Raw genomic sequence first — 16863 nt, forward strand, 5'->3', positions numbered from 1 at the left:
TTACCCACCCTGTTCGAGGTGGGTGAGCCTTTTCCGGAAGCGAGTCACATCAGTAACACCAGCCTCAGGCGTTACCAGATCGATGCGTCGTCGACACGCAAATTTGTAGTTCGCCACGCTAGCGTCCAGCGCAGCGAATCTCGCACCCCATGTGGTGCGAGTCGACAAGGAGGCTGCACCATGATCGATCCCGGAAGTGACTCCTGGAACTACGTGGCCGCGATGTTCTCGTACGAATTCCTCGGGGGCGGAATCGAATACGACACCATCGAGCGCATTCACCGAGGCGAGGTCGACGAATGGGTTCAGGCGTTGACCCAGTCCGGATTGTTCGATCGAGCCACCATCGCGCAGATTGCCCACTCGTGGCATCAGGCCCCTCGGCAGTTGTTCGACATGCTGGTGCTCGACGCGGACGAAATGACCGCAAGGCGGTGCTCGCTGGCGTGGTCCTCGCTGGATCGACTCGCTCCACTTGCCCGCCTGGGCTGACCGACGGTCAACTACCGAGCACACGCGTCCCCGACGCGTCGACGACGATGGCCTGGTCGTCGGTCAGCCCGTGACAGTCCATGCCGGCCCGGCGAAGGCGCTGCACCGTCACATGCCCCGAATTCTGCTCGTCGAGAACGGAATTCAGGTGCGGGACAATGGAGAAATCCACCAGACCCAACCCGGTCCACACCGGGTCGACACCGGTGGCGTGCCGAACCTCGCCCGGGTCGTCCGCGTCCTCGACTCCGATCAACGACGGTGCGGCCACACAGGCACCCGCACTGTATCCGCCGTACGCGATCGATCCTCGCCGAACTCGGTCGGCCAGAACCTCGTCCGCACCCGAGCGGGCGAGCTGAGCGCGCAGGACGAAGGTGTTGCCCCCGCGCACCCACACCGCACCGAATCCTTCGAGCGCGCGCTCGAAGGCTGCGGGCCGACCCACGTACTCGCGCAGATCCAGCTCCGCCGGCCGATACCCGAGAGCGCGCAGCGGACCGAACTCACTGCGAAGCGAGGACTCGCGAGCGGCGGCGGGCCACGCGTCCGACGCGTTCGCGATCACCGCGAGATCGGACGGCGGCCCGGTCAGCTCGACGAAAGCAGCCGAGTGGCCCCCGAATCGATACGACGACAGGAACAGTCTCACGCCGTCGATTCGCCGTTCAGCCGGGCCAGCCCGACGCGAACGGCGTCCGCGACATGCTCGGGCTCACGCAGGCGGCGCGTCACGAACCCGGTAGCGAACCGCAGCCGGTCCCGATGCCAGCGAGGCACCACGTGCAAGTGCAGGTGGAAAACCGTCTGAAACGCGGCCTTGCCGTCGTTGATCACGAGGTTGGCTCCGTCGGCGCGCAGATCCGAGTGGCGCACCGCGCGCGCCAGCGTGTGACCGACGCGAAATACGTCGGCGGCCGCGTCCGGATGGGTCGAGTTCAGATCGGTGGCGTGCTCGCGCGGGACGACGAGCAGGTGTCCGCGACTGACCGGCCGGATGTCGAGAAAGGCCATCGCGTGGTCGTTCTCGAACACGCGGTGTGCGGGGGCGTCGCCGGCGACGATGGCACAGAAGATGCAAGATTCCACGGTTGTCACTGTAGGGTCCGATCATCACCGATAGACCTGTATGGCGTGCATCACAATTGCCCGCCCTGTAACTGCGGAATGCCGAACGGACTCGATTCAGAACGAATCGGACTGTGTTCCGAGTTACCCGTGGTCTGTTTCCTCTGGCTACTATCAGGGACCTTGTGCCTTTGTCGCATGGGTTCGTCCACTCGTCGCAAGCTTGGGGCCGTTGGCCGATCAGTGGACACCATTCAACGCAGGAAGACGGAGATTTGGATACATCGCAGAGCACTGAGAAGGGTTCGGGATCCACGACCGTGGTCGGTGTGGTTCGGGAATCGGGGGAGGGCGAACGTCGCGTCGCCCTGGTGCCCAAGATCGTTGCCTCCCTGACGGGTAAGGGCGTCGAGATCGTCGTCGAATCGGGTGCCGGTCTGGGCGCTCTGATTCCCGACGAGCTGTACGTCGCCGCCGGAGCGACCATCGGTGATCCATGGTCGGCGGACGTCGTGGTGAAGGTCGCGCCGCCGTCCGACGCCGAGATCGCCAAGCTGTCGTCGGGTTCGACGCTCATCGGATTTCTGGCACCGCGCAACGCGGAGAACAGCATCGGGGCGTTGAAGGCGGCCGGAGTGCAGGCCTTCGCCGTCGAAGCGATCCCGCGGATCTCGCGGGCGCAGGTGATGGACGCACTGTCGTCTCAGGCCAATGTCGCCGGATACAAGGCCGTCCTGCTGGCCGCGTCCGAGTCCACCCGATTTTTCCCGATGCTCACCACTGCCGCGGGCACCGTCAAGCCTGCCACCGTGCTGGTGCTGGGTGTGGGCGTGGCAGGTCTGCAGGCGCTTGCCACCGCGAAGCGTCTCGGCGGCCGGCCCACCGGGTACGACGTGCGTCCGGAGGTCGCGGACCAGGTTCGCTCCGTCGGGGCGCAGTGGCTCGATCTCGGGATCGACGCCGCAGGTGAGGGCGGGTACGCGCGTGAGCTGACCGAGGACGAGCGGGTGCAACAGCAGAAGGCTCTCGAGGAGGCCATCAAGGGATTCGACGTGGTCATCACCACCGCGTTGGTGCCCGGACGCCCCGCCCCGCGACTGGTCACGGCCGCAGCCGTCGAGGGCATGAAGCCCGGCAGCGTCGTGGTCGACCTCGCCGGTGAGACCGGCGGTAACTGTGAGCTCACCGAGCCCGGAGAGACCGTCGTCAAGCACGACGTGACCATCTGCTCGCCGTTGAACCTGCCTGCCTCGATGCCCGAGCACGCCAGCGAGCTGTACTCGAAGAACATCTCGGCATTGCTCGAACTCATGCTGGTCGACGGCAAGCTCGCCCCCGACTTCTCGGACGAGGTTCTCGCCGGTGCCTGCGTGACACGTGAGAAGGAGAACTGATGTACACCCCGCTGCTCGCGAACATAGCGATCCTGGTGTTGTCCGGGTTCGTCGGCTTCGCGGTGATCTCCAAGGTGCCCAACACCTTGCACACCCCGTTGATGTCGGGCACCAATGCCATCCACGGCATCGTCGTGCTCGGCGCGTTGGTCGTCCTGGGCAAGGTGGACGATCCGTCCATCGGATTGCAGGTGATCCTGTTCGTGGCGCTGGTCTTCGGAACGGTCAACGTGATCGGTGGATTCGTCGTCACCGACCGCATGCTCGGCATGTTCAAGTCCAAGCCTGTCCCTGCCAAGGCCGAGAAGGGCGCTGACTCCTGATGGACAATCTCGTCAACATCCTCTACATCGTCGCGTTCGCGATGTTCATCTACGGTCTGATGGGTCTGACGGGCCCGAAGACCGCTGTCCGCGGCAATCAGATCGCCGCCGTCGGCATGTTCATCGCAGTGGTGGCGACCCTCATCTCCATCCGAGACACCGGCAACTGGATTCTCATCGTCGTCGGCCTGGTCGTCGGCGTCGCTCTCGGTATCCCTCCCGCGCGTCGGGTCAAGATGACGGCAATGCCGCAGTTGGTGGCTCTGTTCAACGGCGTCGGCGGTGGAACGGTTGCACTGATCGCCTGGGCCGAGTTCCTCGACACATCGGGATTCTCGAACTTCAAGCACGGCGAATCGCCGACGGTCCACATCGTCATCGGGTCGCTGTTCGCGGCGATCATCGGGTCGATCTCGTTCTGGGGATCGCTGATCGCGTTCCTCAAGCTGCAGGAGACCCTGCCCGGTTCGCCCATCACCATCGGCAAGTTGCAGCAGCCGCTCAACGCTCTGCTGCTGATCGGTGCCGTGGCGGCTGCGGTGGTCATCGGAATCAACGCCACTCCGGGCGGCGGGGTGTCGCAGTGGTGGATCGTGGCGGTTCTCGTACTCGCCGGAATCTTGGGTCTGACGGTCGTGCTGCCCATCGGCGGCGCGGACATGCCGGTCGTCATTTCGTTGCTCAACGCTCTGACCGGTCTGTCCGCTGCGGCGGCAGGTCTGGCGCTCAACAACACAGCGATGATCGTCGCAGGCATGATCGTCGGCGCGTCCGGCACGATTCTGACCAACCTCATGGCCAAGGCCATGAACCGTTCCATCCCGGCGATCGTCGCCGGCGGATTCGGTGGCGGCGACGCGGCTGCCGGGCCTGCGGGTGCAGGCGGCGGAACCGCGAAGGCCACGTCCGCGGCGGATGCGGCGATCCAGATGGCCTACGCCAACCAGGTCATCGTCGTACCCGGATACGGACTCGCGGTTGCGCAGGCGCAGCATGCGGTCAAGGACATGGCCAAGCTACTGGAGTCGAAGGGCGTCGAGGTCAAGTACGCCATTCACCCCGTGGCCGGTCGCATGCCCGGGCACATGAACGTGCTGCTCGCCGAGGCCGATGTCGCGTACGACGCGATGAAGGAAATGGACGACATCAACGACGAATTCTCCCGTACCGACGTCACGTTGGTCATCGGTGCGAACGACGTGACCAACCCGGCGGCGCGCAACGATCCGTCGAGCCCGATTCACGGGATGCCGATCCTGAACGTCGATCAGTCGAAGTCGGTCATCGTTCTGAAGCGGTCGATGTCGTCCGGGTTCGCCGGCATCGAGAACCCGTTGTTCTTCGCCGAGGGCACCTCGATGCTGTTCGGTGACGCGAAGAAGTCGGTGTCCGAGGTGACCGAGGAGCTCAAGGCCCTCTAGTCACGAGCAGTCAGCAGTCAGATGGGGCGCTTCCGGTTGTTCGTCAACGGGAGCGCCCCATTTTGCGTTGAACGGCCAGAGCGGCCGTGTCGAGCGGGTTGCGAGCTTCGCGGGCAGCTGCGACGGGCGAGTAGAGCATGACGATCGAGCACGCCGGCCACCACACGAACACGATCGACGCTGCGCTCACGATCCCGGTCACGGACGCGGAACCGACGAAAAGAGCAGCCGCCGCGACCGCGAGCGTTGCGACGGTGCCCAGGCCGAGGACCACGGGCCGCCACGCTGCGGACGCCACCATGGACGCTGCTCCGAGTAGAGAGGCCACCGCGACGAGTTGACCGTTCGGAAGATCTGCCGACGGCATCGACGCTCCCAGGACCTCGCGAGCGAGCGCACTGCTGACGACGGCACCGATGGTGCAGGCGATCACCACCCCGATCCCGAACGGCAGCTTTCGTATCAGCGCCACGACGGCGAGCGCGGCGACGGCGATCAACACCGCGGTCACATCGATCGCATCGAGTACGTGAGTGGCCAGTGCCGTGGCAGGGGTCGATTCGACGGACGTCGAGGGTGCGACCTGCGGTGCCCACATCAGGATCATCAGCAACAGGACGGCAGAGGCAGCGGACACGGCCGAGCGAGCGACCACGGCGCGCCGCCGCGGACGGGTGGGGGCACTGGACGACACCGCTGGCGTCTCGGCGTCGGTTTCGGCGTGACGGGACGCTTGGATCGGTCCGGAACCGAGGCTCGGTGTTGGCATGCGGCCACGGTGCCCGACTCGGCTGAACATCGGATGTGAGGAAGTTGGGAACGAGCTGATTGTTTTCGTAATAACGTTTCGATCACGCAGCGGCCTGAGGGGTTTCGAAAAGTGAGCGGCAGGATGCTCACTTCGTCAAATTCTGCATGTCGGCAAATCGGCCACAAGTCGGGGAAAGAGATCGAAAACTGGCCCGATACAGAACTGCGTGCCTTCTTGCAGCTCGTGTAGCGGAGGCATGCTGAGTTCGAGTTGCTGCAGTCGGACGTCGGTCCGAATGGTGCGAATGCCCTCCGACCTGGCGTTTTGTGGATAACTTGTTTCCTGTCACAGCATTTCGTAAACCAAACTATGACTTCGTTGCAAGACGTTGATTGGATGGGTCCAAGTGCGTGACGATAGTCACAGAGTCCAGTTCACCCTGGGCGAGACCGACCAAAAGGGCGTAGTTTCAGCCACATCGGAAACCCGCAATCGACCGTTACAGCCAAATCGATAACGATCTGGAAACGGACCGTGGTACCCGTCACAACCCGTTGGAATCGGGTATTCGACACCTACGGACGCCGACAACTCGAGGGAGAAGAACATGACCGCAATGTCTCAGGGACAGCTCGCTATGGTCCGCGCGTTCTTTTGCAACGAGTTCCAAGCGGACTCGCTCGACCGATCGACCGTGCCCGATCCCACGGCCGACGCCGTCGCCGAATGGATCGACGCTCTGGCAACCAGCGGACTGTTCGCACCTGCCGAAGTGCGGAACATCTCCTCCGTCTGGGCCTCCGAGCCGGAGACGATGGTTGCCCTGTTGGTCGGTGAAGTGGACGAAATTGCCGTCAAGCGCAACGAGGTAGCCGCTCCGGCTCCGGCGATCGCGACTCCAGCGCTGATCTCCGCGTTCGAGCGCGCAAGTTGATTGGCCCCGCTCGGTGCCTCGGCACCCGAGCGGGTTCAGCTTCGCTACTATCGGTCGAATTCCGATGACGGCAGTCGACAACGGTGTCGCGCGGCGAAGTGAGGGTTCTGTATGGGTGCGGTGGGACTGGACGAAGACGCGGTATCGACCTGGATCGCAGGATTGGGAATCGGCGCAACCTCGCCTCTCACCTTCCATCGGATCGGTAATGGTCAGTCCAATCTCACCTACGCAGTTCGTGATGCCGGCGGCAGTAGCTGGGTGCTTCGGCGTCCACCACTGGGGAAACTGTTGGCGTCCGCACACGATGTGGTGCGTGAGCATCGAATTCTGTCGGGCCTGCAGAACACGGCGGTTCCGGTTCCGAAAATGATTGCGATGACCGAGGATTCGTCGGTGTCCGAGGTCCCACTCGTGCTGATGAGTTTCGTCGACGGGATCGTCGTCGACTCGGTGGCGGTAGCCGAAGGACTCGACCCCGATCACAGGCGCCGAGTTGGGCTCGGCCTCACGGTCGCGCTGTCCGACATCCATCGCGTGGATCTGGACTCCTCGGGTCTGGCCGATCTGGCCAGTCACAAGCCGTACGCCGCTCGCCAGCTCGCCCGGTGGACCAAGCAATGGCAATCCTCGCGCACTCGCGACGTACCCGGTATCGATTCGCTGGCAACGCGATTGGCAGCCGGCATTCCATCGCAGCACGAGGTGACTCTGGTGCACGGAGACTTCCACCTCAGCAACGTCATCACGGCCCGCGACGACGGCCGTGTCGCCGCGGTTGTCGACTGGGAGCTGTGCACACTCGGAGACCCCTTGGCGGACCTCGGAGGACTTCTGGCCTATTGGCCGCAAGCCGACGACGGGGTCGCCGGTCCCTTCATGGCGTCGACTCTGCCGGGCTTTCCTACTCGGGCCGAACTCGTCGAGTCGTATGCGGGGCACACCGGCCGCGACGTCTCCGATGTCGGATTCTGGCAGGTACTGGCGCTGTGGAAGCTCTCGATCATCGCCGAAGGTGTCATGCGCCGGATGGAAGCAGACTCGCGAAACCGGGCGGTGGCAGGCGGGCCGACCACGACGCTCATCGACGACATCGTCAGTAGGGCTCTGCGTACGGCCGACGAGATCGGGCTGTAGTCGGTCAGGCCGACGCCGTCCCGATCACCAAAGTGCGAGCTGCAGTCTCGATTTCGGGCGGAATCGCCACCGGCCTACGGGTGACCCCATCGACGTACACGTGTACGAATCGACCCCTGGCCGCCAGCTCCAACGCATCGTCGTCGGCTTCGCGGAACAACCCGAGCGAGTACACGATGCTGCGGGTGCCCAGCTTCTCGACTGCCAGGCCCACCTGAAGGCGATCCGGAAAGCTCAATTCGGACAGGTATCGGCACGAGGTTTCGGCAACGACACCGATCGCAGGCAGTGTCCTGATATCGAGACCGGTCGTCTCCATCAGCCAACCGTTGACGGCGGTGTCGAAATAGGCGTAGTAGGTGACGTTGTTGACGTGGCCGTAGTGGTCGTTGTCGTCCCATCTCGTCGTCACCGGCCACAGTGCCGGAAAATCCGATGCGTGTGACAAGTCCGACGCGGGGCTCACTCGATCGGTCATGAACGTGACCCTAACCAGTGGCGTCGGTAGCTGGCGTCGCCGGGGACTGCCGACGCAGGATCGCTCGGACCATCAGACCGACGACCAAGGCCCAGAACGCGGAGCCGATTCCTGCGAATGTCAGGCCGGACGCAGCGACGAGGAATGTCAGAACCGTTGCTTCTCTGTTCGCTGCATGTTCCAGCGCGCCGAACAACGACGCCGCGAGGGTCCCCAACAGGGCAAGCCCGGCAACTGTTTCCACCACACCTGCGGGAGCGGCAGCGACCAGGGTGGCCAGGGCGGTGGAGAGAAGCGCCAGCACCAGGTAGGACGATCCGGCCGAGAAGGCGGCGATCCATCGCCGCTTCGGGTCAGGATGGGCACTGGGATTCGCCGACAGCGCAGCGCTGATCGCGGCGAGGTTGATCGTGTGACCGCCGGCGAATGCGCCCAGGACGGTTCCGGTTCCGGTGACGGTCATCGACGCACGCCAGGGAATGCGGAACCCGAACGACGCCATGACCGTGACGCCGGGGATGTTCTGGGACGCCATCGTGACGATGTACAGCGGCACCGCGATACCTATTGTGGCCTGCCAGCTCCAGTGCGGAACCGTCCAGTCGATTCGGGGGACCAGATCGTTCGGCGCGATCGGAATGCCGCCGCCGACCAGACCGGCCGCGATCACCACCGCCGCCGCGGCGAATGCTGCCGGAACTGCCCAACGTGCACTGAACCGCAGGACCACGAGCCAGACCAGGACCACCGGAGCCACCTGGGCGGGGGAGTCGGCGAAGGCGACCACCGGTGCTGCGCAGAGAGGAAGGAGAACTCCGGCCAGCATCGCCTGCGCGAGTGGCACCGGAATTGTCGACACGAGTGCGCCGAGTCTCGGCCACAGGCCCGTCAGGACGATCAGGACTCCGACGGTGACGAACGCACCCACCGCCGCGGGCCACCCTCCGACCACCATGCCGGTTCCGGCGAGCAGCGCCGCGCCCGGTGTCGACCACGCCAGAGTGATGGGCTGTCTGTATCTGCGCGCGAGCCACATCATTCCCACGGCCTGGGTGACGCACAGTGCCAGCAAACCGGATGCCGCCTCGGTCGGGCTGGCACCTACCGCCCGCAGGCCCGTCAGTACAACGGCGAACGAGCTGGTGAAGCCGACCAGTGAGGCCACGATTCCAGCGCTGACGGGGGTGGAGAGTGGCGTCGGTCTGTCGGCAGCGTCGGCGGTGGTCACGACTGACGATGATGCACTGTGGGCCGTCGCCTGTCGCGTCGTTTCCCGTCGAGCCGAGTCGCCACCAGGGGTCGGTGGTCGAATGCTGTCGGGGCACCGCCGATGTGACGTAGTCTCTTGGTTGGACCGGACCAGTCCGTACCGCTGGTTCGGCGAGTGACGGAAAGGCCTGCGCAGTGGTGATGCCCGTACATCTGAGGGACAGTCAGGTCCCCAAGCACGAACAGCTTCGCGCAATTCTGTTGCACCGTTGCACGAAGGAGTTGCAACCCGGCGATCTCATGCCCAGCGAGCGAAAGCTGATGGAGGACTACGGCGTCAGCCGCATCACCGTTCGCGAGGCCATCGGTCAACTCGTCAACGACGGACACCTGGTGCGGGTCCGTGGCAAGGGCACGTTCGTGGCCAGTCGCACCGTGCAGTCTCGTTTGCACCTGGCGTCGTTCTCGGAGGAGATGCGGGCGCAAGGATTGACGCCGACGACGGTTGTGCTGTTCGCGCGGCTCGAAAGCCCCTCGGCGGCAACGACTCGCGCTCTCGGACTGGCCGACGAGGAACAGACCTACCACGTCAAGCGTCTTCGGTTGGCCGATGCCGAACCGGTCAGCGTCGACGACGCGTGGTACCGGGCTTCCTTGCTGCCCGGTCTGATCGAGCACGACCTGAGCAAGTCCGTGTACGAGGCCGTTCAGATTCACTACGGGTTGACCATCGACCGGGCCGAGCAGACCGTCAAAGCCACTGCGGCCGACAGTGATACCGCCACCCTGCTCGGCACCAAGCGCGGTGCCCCCGTGCTGTACTTCGACCGCGTCTCCTTCAGCGGCGACGAGCCGCTCGAACACACCGAGAGTTGGTACCGCTGCGATCGGTATCAACTGTCGATGGAAGTCGAAGGCGGGCGACGCACCTCGCAGCGTCGGTGAGATCAGGGCAGCTCGAACAACAGGTCGCCCACCGCCACGGTGTTGTCGATGCTGGCACTCGTCACCGAATCCGGCTTCGAGTCCATCAGAACCACGGGAACGACATCCGAGTAGCCTGCCGCCGCGATCGCCGCCGGATCGTAGGTGACGACGAGATCGCCGGCCTCGACTCGATCACCCTCTGCTGCGAAGAGTTCGAAGCCTTCGCCCTTCATCTTCACGGTGTCGATACCGATGTGCACCAATACGCCCGCCTTGTTCTCGGTGAAGACGACGAATGCGTGTGGATGGAGTTTGAGGATCGTGCCCGCGACCGGTGAACGAACCTCGACCGACCCGTCGTTCGGGGCCGGGCGCAGTGCGACACCGGAGCCGACCATCTGCGCCGAGAACACCGGGTCCGGCACGTCTGCAAGCGAAATCACCTGGCCGGCAACAGGGCTGAGGATCGCACCGGCGTCGCTCACAGGATGTCGCCGATGTCTTCTGCGAGCGTGTCCGCTTCGGGGCCGACGATGACCTGAACTGCGGTTCCCTTGTGGAAGACGCCGTGGGCACCTGCTGCTTTGAGTGCTGCCTCGTTCACCAACGACCCATCCTTGACCTCGGTGCGCAGCCGGGTGATGCACGCTTCGATCTCGACGATGTTGTCGGCACCGCCGAGGCCTTCGACGATCGCGTCCGCTTTGGACATGTGGGTTCTCGCTTTCTGTGGGCGTACATCTGTCGGGTGGATCACATGTCCGGGTTGACATGTGCTTGCCACCTGGCCAAACTACAACTGGTAATGACCGGACAGTACCCCTGATGGCACCCGGTCACAACAGCGAAAAGCCCCCGAAGGACCAGCCCTCGAAGAGAAGGTCGCCATGACCCCGAAGAAGACTGACTCGGTCGACACCGAGCCGAAGAAGGAATCTCGATCATTGGCCGGGCTGCAGCGCTTCGGTCGCAGCCTCATGCTCCCGATCGCTGTTCTGCCCGCCGCCGGAATTCTCCTGAGACTCGGGCAGGACGACCTGCTGGGTCGATTCAGCGCACTGGAGACCACCGCCGCGGTCATCTCCGCTGCAGGTCAGGCAGTTTTCACCTGGCTTCCCCTCATCTTCGCAGTCGGTATCGCCATCGGCTGGGCCAAGAAGTCCGACGGTTCGACCGCGCTCGCAGCTGTGGTCGGCTACATGGTGATGAACGGAGTCTTCACGGCCATGTCGCCGGTCGTGCTCGACGGAGAGGTCGACGCCAACGGTGACCCCGCCGTGATCGACTACGGCGTCCTGGCAGGCATCGTCATCGGATTGCTCTCGGCGATTCTCTGGCAGCGTTTCTATCGCCAGAAGCTGCCGGACTATCTCGGCTTCTTCAGTGGCCGTCGTCTGGTACCGATCATGACGGCAATCACCGGTCTCGTTGTCGCCGTGATCATGTCGTTCGTCTATCCGCTCTTCTACAGTGCACTCCAGTGGGTGGGCAACACCGTCGCCGACCACAGTGTGGTGGGCAGCGGCATCTACGGCTTCGCCAATCGCATGCTCATTCCCACTGGGCTGCACCACATTCTGAACTCCGTCGTCTGGTTCCTGGTGGGTGACTACCAGGATGCAGGTGGTCAACTGGTCCGCGGCGATCTGAATCGGTTCTTCGCCGGTGACCCGTCCGCGGGAGTGTTCATGACCGGATTCTTCCCGATCATGATGTTCGCTCTTCCCGCTGCGGCATTCGCGATCTATCGCAACGCGAAGCCGTCACAGAAGAAGCTCGTCGGCGGAATCATGTTGTCCACGGGCCTGACTGCGTTCGTCACCGGTATCACCGAGCCGCTCGAATACTCGTTCATGTTCGTCGCCTGGCCGCTCTACATCATCCACGCGGTGTTGACCGGAACGTCGATGGCCCTGTGCAATGCCCTCGGGATCCACGACGGTTTCTTCTTCTCCGCCGGCGGCATCGACTATCTGCTCAACTACGGAATCGCAACCAAAGCGTGGCTGCTCATCCCGATCGGCCTGGTGTACGCGGTGATCTACTACTTCTTGTTCAGCTTCGTCATCAAGAAATGGAACCTGCGCACCCCTGGACGTGAGGACGACGCAGTGCTCGAACCCGATCGGGCATGACCGCATCCACCACGACCACTCACCGCGGGCGGGTCGTCACGCGCGACCAGGTGATCGAGGACGGCGTCGTCGCGTGGACGGGAGACCGGATCTCGTGGGTCGGACCGGCATCGGCATGGCCCGGTCGGGCTGTACCGCAGACGGATTCGACGATCCTCCCTGGTTTGGTCGATCTGCACTGCCACGGCGGGGCGGGGGCATCTTTCCCGGATTCACCTGCCGTCGATCTCATGACGGCGGTACGGCATCATCGCTCACGCGGGACCACGACGATGCTCGCATCACTGGTGTCGGCACCGCCGGAACGGCTGATCATGCAGACATCGCTTTTGGCCGATCTGTACGAGACCGGTGATGTCGCCGGAGTCCATCTCGAGGGGCCGTTCCTGTCGGTCGACCGCTGCGGCGCGCAAGACCCCGCGTCGCTGCGCAGCGGCGATCCCGGACTTCTCCGCGACATTTTGAGCGCGGGCCGGGGCGCGGTGCGGTCGATGACCCTTGCACCCGAGATCGACGGCTTCACCGCCGTCGCAGAGATGTTGCGAGAGAACGGGATACTGCCCAGCATCGGCCACACGGACGCCGATGCGCTCACCACCCGACGCGGAATCGAGTCGCTGGGGGACGGTCCGATCACGGCCACACACCTGTTCAACGGAATGCCTACCTGGCATCATCGGGCGCCGGGCCCGGTGAGCGAGTGTCTGGCCGCTGCGGCGCGCAACGCGATGGTGCTCGAATTGATAGGCGACGGAGTGCATCTCGCCGACGAGACCGTCCGCGCGGTGTTCGATCTCGTCGGTGGTGCACACATCGCGCTGGTCTCCGACGCGATGGCCGCGGCCGGAATGTCGGACGGTCGCTATCGACTCGGACCACTGGATGTGACCGTCCGACACTCGGTAGCGCGGTTGTCCCGCGACACCGACAGCGAGACCGCTCCGATCGCGGGCGGGACCGCAACCGTCCTGGACCTGCTACGCCGCGCCGTGCTGAACGCCGGCGTGCCATTGGTCGAGGCGGTACTGGCCGCGTCGTCGACTCCTGCCGCGTCGATCGGCCTCGACTCCGACGTCGGTCACCTCGAACCAGGCATGCGAGCCGACGTATTGGTGGTCGACCCGGCCTTCGAACCACTGCGGGTGATCAGAGGCGGAACTGCAATCGGAGAGGACAGCTAGATGGAGGTCGTGATCCTCGACGGGGCCGACGCGGTGGACCGAACAGCCGCCGACGTCGTCGAACGAGTCGCACGAGTCGGCTCCACTCCTGTACTGGGACTGGCAACCGGGTCCACCCCGGTGGGCACATATCGTGAATTGGCGCGACGGCATCGGGACGACGGCCTGTCGTTCGCGCGATGCCGCGCCTTCCTGCTCGACGAGTACATCGGACTGGCGAAAACAGCAGAGCAGTCCTATTTCTCGTTCATTCGCGAGAACTTCGTCGACCACGTCGATCTGGACGACACCGCGGTGTTCTCGCCCGACGGCGAAGCGGACGACATAGCTGTGGAGGCGCAGCGGTACGACGCGGCGATCGCCGCCGCAGGCGGTATCGATGTTCAGATACTCGGAATCGGCACAGACGGGCACATCGGTTTCAACGAGCCCGGATCGTCGCTGAGATCTCGAACGCGGGTGAAGACGCTGACCGAACAGACTCGCGTCGACAACGCCCGATTCTTCGATTCGCCCGAGGACGTGCCGCATCACGTACTGACCCAGGGGCTGGGCACCATCGACGAGGCGCGTCACCTGCTGTTGATCGCAACAGGGCAGTCGAAAGCGGACGCGGTGGCGGCGGCCGTGGAAGGACCGTTGTCGGCGCACTGCCCGGCGTCGGCGATCCAATGGCACCCGCACGCAACGGTGCTGCTGGACGAGGCCGCGGCGTCGTCGCTCGCACTCGCGGAGTACTACCGGTACGCCTATGCCAACAAGCCCCGGTGGCAGCACCTGTGAGTCAGCTGCGCGAGAACTCCGATGCGCGCGCGATCTGTTCGTCCGACGGCCGAACTCCGGTGTAGAGAACGAACTGTTCTGCAGCCTGGAGCGCGATGACCTGAGCGCCGGTGATCACGGGCTTGTTCGCCGCCCGAGCGGCAACGATCAGCGGCGTTTCCGACGGCATGGCGACGACGTCGAACACGGCATTCGCTGCATCGATCTGCTGCTCGGTGAACGGTGCCGAATCGGCATCCGGCCCTCCGGCCATACCCACCGGGGTCACGTTCACGAGCAGGTCTGCGCCCACCGCTTCGGCCGACCAGTCGTAGCCGTAGGTCTCGGCGAGGGCAGGGCCGGTGTTCGCGTTGCGGGCGACGACGGTGCCCCGGGTGTAGCCCGAATCCCGAAGTGCGGCAACGACGGCCTTGGCCATCCCGCCGCTGCCGGTGACGGCCACCGAGTAGTCGGTCGAGAAGCCACTCGCGGCGAGCAGATTCGCGACGGCCTGGTAGTCGGTGTTGTAGGCGTGGAGGACGCCGTTCTCGTTGACGATCGTGTTGACGGATTCGATGGCGCTTGCCGACTCGTGCATCACGTCGACCAGTTCGATCACGTCTTCCTTGAACGGCATGGAGACGGCGCAGCCTCGGATGCCCAGGGCGCGAACGCCCCCCACTGCGGCGGCGAGATCGGTGGTGGTGAACGCCTTGTAGACGAAGTTCAGGCCCAACTCGTCGTAGAGATAGTTGTGGAAGCGAGTTCCGATGTTGCTCGGTCGGCCGGACAAGGACATGCAGAGCTGCGTCTCACGGTCGAGGACGCTGCGCGGGTGTGCTGTTGCCATCGCTCAGACGTTACGCCGCGCACGTCGAGGCGACCGAAGCGAGAACACCCTGATCGGCCTGGGTGATCGGTAACTCGTACTGCGCAGCGACCGACAGATACTTACCCGCATAGAAGCAGTGGTAGGCCGCGTTCGGTGGCAGCCATTGCGAGGGTGTCTTGTCACTCTTGCTCTGATTGTCCGCTCCGTTGACCGCGAGCAGATTGAACGCCACGTCGTTGGCGAACCGAACGCGCTTGTCGGGCAACCACGTGTTCGCGCCCATGTCCCATGCAGCGGACAGCGGGTAGACGTGATCGATCTGAATCTTTCCGGCGTCCGACTTGGTGAACTGGATCGGCTCACCGGAGTACGGATCTGCGAGCGAACCCGACAGCACGACGCAGTCGCGGGTGCCTGCGCGGAACTCGACCTCGGTCATCGACAGCGCCAGGACGTTGTCGCGGGTACCGCAGCCGTCGTGACCACCCGGCCCGTCGTAGTCGTCGGTCCACGCCGGGCCGAACACACACCCTTCGCCGCTCTTGCACCCGCGCTCGTAGCCGAGGGCATCGGGCCTGGCCGCGACCACGCGAACCTGGGCGAGCAACTGCTCGATCTGAGTACGCGTGGGACTGCCGGGAGCGGGTTGGGCGGGTGTGAAACCGGGGATGACGGACCGCTCGCACGAGCCGAACACGGCCATCACTGCCGCAGCGAGCACCAGCAGTACCGCGACCCACAGTTTTCTCACGCACGCCCCATCGTCGATCTCAGTACTCGGTCATCGGTCCTCGCGACAGCAGTGTGCCGGAAGGTACCGACAGTGATCCCCGCACCCGTCTCGGTGTCAGCGAACTTCGACGACGACCTTGCCGAGCACGTGTCCGTTCTCCACGAGGGCGAGAGCCTCGCCCGCACGCTCGAGGGGGAAGGCATGGTCGATACGCGGACGAATGACGCCCGACGCGGTCAGGTCCGCCAGCCGCGCGAATGCTGCGGTGGTGCGGTCCCGATCGACTCCGGATCCGTCCCACTGCGCCGCGAGCATCGGGTCTGCGACGCTGACGATCGGTACCCCCGCCGTCAGTGCGGTCGCCGCGGCGCGCAAGGTCTCGCCTCCGACGAGATCGACGATGCCGTTCACCGGTCGCGAGATCGAATCGACGAAGTCGCCGCCGGAGGCGACGAATTCGGCTCCGAGGCTCTCGATCCACTCCTGTTTGCCAGTACTCGCAACTGCGAGAACGTCGATACCGTCGGCTCGCGCGAGTTGCAGAACGGCCGAACCCACGCCGCCACCCGCACCGAGCACCAGGACGGAATCGCCCGCGCCGACGGCCAGTCGGCGCAGCGCGTCGTACGCGGTCCCGGCAGCCACCGGCAGGGTGGCCGCCGCCGCCCACGAGACGGCCTCCGGCTTGTGGGCAGTGCTCGATGCGTTGAGCACCGTGTACTGCGCGTACCCTCCGTGTCCCGAGGCGGTGGCCCCGAACACATGGTCGCCCACCGAGAAATCGGCCACACCCGCGCCGGCCGTCACGACGGTGCCCGATACTTCCCGACCCAGAACCGCGGGCAAGGTGATCTGCACGGTGTCCTTGCGATTGCCCGCCCGCACCTTCCAATCCGCAGGATTGACCCCGGCGGCGTGGACCGCCACGAGAATCTGCCCCGGTCCCGGCTCGGGGACGGGTAGGTCGAGAAGGTACTCGGTGTCGGGTCCGCCGTATTCGCTGAAGCCGTACGCGATCATGCATCCACTGTGCCTCACCGAGCGACTTGCTCGGGAGTGCCTCACCCGAGGTGTGTCGGTGCTTGC

General features: G+C 64.6%; 20 protein-coding genes. 10 read left to right on the forward strand and 10 right to left on the reverse strand.

Going from position 1 to position 16863, the window contains the following annotated elements:
- Nucleotides 1-180: 180 nt before the first annotated feature.
- Nucleotides 181-492, forward strand: a complete 312-nt coding sequence (locus tag CH296_RS17160; RefSeq protein WP_032393481.1) for a hypothetical protein — start codon at nucleotides 181-183, stop codon at nucleotides 490-492.
- A 7-nt stretch (nucleotides 493-499) separates the two neighbouring features.
- Here CH296_RS17160 and CH296_RS17165 read toward each other — a convergent pair whose 3' ends face one another.
- Both CH296_RS17165 and CH296_RS17170 read right to left on the reverse strand, forming a co-directional pair.
- Nucleotides 500-1144, reverse strand: a complete 645-nt coding sequence (locus CH296_RS17165) for a Type 1 glutamine amidotransferase-like domain-containing protein (RefSeq protein WP_094647079.1) — start codon at nucleotides 1142-1144, stop codon at nucleotides 500-502.
- Nucleotides 1141-1581, reverse strand: a complete 441-nt coding sequence (locus CH296_RS17170; protein ID WP_032393483.1) for an HIT family protein — start codon at nucleotides 1579-1581, stop codon at nucleotides 1141-1143. Before CH296_RS17170 ends, CH296_RS17165 begins: the two co-directional genes overlap by 4 nt.
- Nucleotides 1582-1835: 254 nt before the next feature.
- On the opposite strand from CH296_RS17170, the gene CH296_RS17175 reads away from it, so the two are divergent.
- Genes CH296_RS17175 through CH296_RS17185 form a run of 3 tightly spaced genes read left to right on the forward strand, consistent with a single transcriptional unit; the run spans nucleotide 1836 to nucleotide 4698 of the window.
- A complete protein-coding gene (locus CH296_RS17175) occupies nucleotides 1836-2954 on the forward strand; it encodes a Re/Si-specific NAD(P)(+) transhydrogenase subunit alpha (protein WP_045194417.1) in 1119 nt (372 codons plus the stop codon).
- Nucleotides 2954-3277, forward strand: coding sequence for an NAD(P) transhydrogenase subunit alpha (locus CH296_RS17180; RefSeq protein ID WP_032393485.1), 324 nt, complete (start codon nucleotides 2954-2956; stop codon nucleotides 3275-3277). The genes CH296_RS17175 and CH296_RS17180 overlap by 1 nt, the downstream gene beginning before the upstream one ends.
- Nucleotides 3277-4698 carry an NAD(P)(+) transhydrogenase (Re/Si-specific) subunit beta gene (locus CH296_RS17185; RefSeq protein ID WP_032393486.1) on the forward strand — a complete coding sequence of 474 codons (1422 nt, stop codon included), beginning with the start codon at nucleotides 3277-3279 and terminating at the stop codon, nucleotides 4696-4698. The genes CH296_RS17180 and CH296_RS17185 overlap by 1 nt, the downstream gene beginning before the upstream one ends.
- A gap of 43 nt (nucleotides 4699-4741) precedes the next feature.
- Here CH296_RS17185 and CH296_RS17190 read toward each other — a convergent pair whose 3' ends face one another.
- Nucleotides 4742-5467, reverse strand: coding sequence for a hypothetical protein (locus CH296_RS17190; RefSeq protein WP_052683692.1), 726 nt, complete (start codon nucleotides 5465-5467; stop codon nucleotides 4742-4744).
- Between the two features lie 589 nt (nucleotides 5468-6056).
- Between CH296_RS17190 and CH296_RS17195 the strand changes: the two genes are divergently transcribed.
- Complete coding sequence (locus CH296_RS17195) at nucleotides 6057-6383, forward strand: hypothetical protein (protein WP_052049157.1); 327 nt, start codon at nucleotides 6057-6059, stop codon at nucleotides 6381-6383.
- Between the two features lie 111 nt (nucleotides 6384-6494).
- Nucleotides 6495-7520 (forward strand): phosphotransferase family protein, encoded by a 1026-nt coding sequence (locus CH296_RS17200; protein ID WP_094647080.1) that lies wholly within the window; start codon nucleotides 6495-6497, stop codon nucleotides 7518-7520.
- A 4-nt stretch (nucleotides 7521-7524) separates the two neighbouring features.
- Here the strand turns inward: CH296_RS17200 and CH296_RS17205 are convergent, their stop codons facing one another.
- Together CH296_RS17205 and CH296_RS17210 are read right to left on the reverse strand one after the other, a co-directional pair.
- A complete protein-coding gene (locus CH296_RS17205) occupies nucleotides 7525-7998 on the reverse strand; it encodes a thioesterase family protein (protein WP_045194423.1) in 474 nt (157 codons plus the stop codon).
- A gap of 10 nt (nucleotides 7999-8008) precedes the next feature.
- A complete protein-coding gene (locus CH296_RS17210; protein ID WP_094685312.1) occupies nucleotides 8009-9226 on the reverse strand; it encodes a benzoate/H(+) symporter BenE family transporter in 1218 nt (405 codons plus the stop codon).
- 179 nt (nucleotides 9227-9405) lie between these two features.
- On the opposite strand from CH296_RS17210, the gene CH296_RS17215 reads away from it, so the two are divergent.
- Nucleotides 9406-10152, forward strand: a complete 747-nt coding sequence (locus CH296_RS17215; protein ID WP_032393533.1) for a GntR family transcriptional regulator — start codon at nucleotides 9406-9408, stop codon at nucleotides 10150-10152.
- A gap of 2 nt (nucleotides 10153-10154) precedes the next feature.
- Here CH296_RS17215 and CH296_RS17220 read toward each other — a convergent pair whose 3' ends face one another.
- A complete protein-coding gene (locus CH296_RS17220; protein ID WP_094632266.1) occupies nucleotides 10155-10619 on the reverse strand; it encodes a PTS glucose transporter subunit IIA in 465 nt (154 codons plus the stop codon).
- Complete coding sequence (locus tag CH296_RS17225; RefSeq protein ID WP_032393491.1) at nucleotides 10616-10846, reverse strand: glucose PTS transporter subunit EIIB; 231 nt, start codon at nucleotides 10844-10846, stop codon at nucleotides 10616-10618. The genes CH296_RS17220 and CH296_RS17225 overlap by 4 nt, the downstream gene beginning before the upstream one ends.
- 175 nt (nucleotides 10847-11021) lie before the next feature.
- Here CH296_RS17225 and CH296_RS17230 point away from each other — a divergent pair, with 175 nt between their 5' ends.
- Genes CH296_RS17230 through nagB form a run of 3 tightly spaced genes read left to right on the forward strand, consistent with a single transcriptional unit; the run spans nucleotide 11022 to nucleotide 14233 of the window.
- Entirely contained in the window at nucleotides 11022-12269 is a 1248-nt protein-coding gene (locus tag CH296_RS17230; protein WP_045194431.1) for a PTS transporter subunit EIIC, read from the forward strand.
- Nucleotides 12266-13450, forward strand: coding sequence for an N-acetylglucosamine-6-phosphate deacetylase (locus CH296_RS17235; protein WP_176459475.1), 1185 nt, complete (start codon nucleotides 12266-12268; stop codon nucleotides 13448-13450). The genes CH296_RS17230 and CH296_RS17235 overlap by 4 nt, the downstream gene beginning before the upstream one ends.
- Nucleotides 13451-14233 (forward strand): glucosamine-6-phosphate deaminase, encoded by a 783-nt coding sequence (gene nagB, locus CH296_RS17240; RefSeq protein WP_094632264.1) that lies wholly within the window; start codon nucleotides 13451-13453, stop codon nucleotides 14231-14233.
- 1 nt (nucleotide 14234) lies between these two features.
- On the opposite strand, the gene CH296_RS17245 is transcribed toward nagB, so the two are convergent.
- The 3 genes from CH296_RS17245 to CH296_RS17255 all read right to left on the reverse strand — a co-directional run bounded on the left by CH296_RS17245 (nucleotide 14235) and on the right by CH296_RS17255 (nucleotide 16797).
- Nucleotides 14235-15062, reverse strand: coding sequence for a shikimate 5-dehydrogenase (locus CH296_RS17245; RefSeq protein ID WP_032393494.1), 828 nt, complete (start codon nucleotides 15060-15062; stop codon nucleotides 14235-14237).
- A gap of 10 nt (nucleotides 15063-15072) precedes the next feature.
- A complete protein-coding gene (locus CH296_RS17250) occupies nucleotides 15073-15795 on the reverse strand; it encodes an HNH endonuclease family protein (RefSeq protein ID WP_254924453.1) in 723 nt (240 codons plus the stop codon).
- Nucleotides 15796-15891: 96 nt separating this feature from the next.
- A complete protein-coding gene (locus CH296_RS17255) occupies nucleotides 15892-16797 on the reverse strand; it encodes an NADP-dependent oxidoreductase (protein ID WP_045194439.1) in 906 nt (301 codons plus the stop codon).
- Nucleotides 16798-16863: the final 66 nt, after the last annotated feature.

Origin of the sequence: Rhodococcus sp. 14-2496-1d (assembly GCF_002259365.1) — a bacterium.
In the GTDB taxonomy this organism is placed as follows: domain Bacteria; phylum Actinomycetota; class Actinomycetes; order Mycobacteriales; family Mycobacteriaceae; genus Rhodococcoides.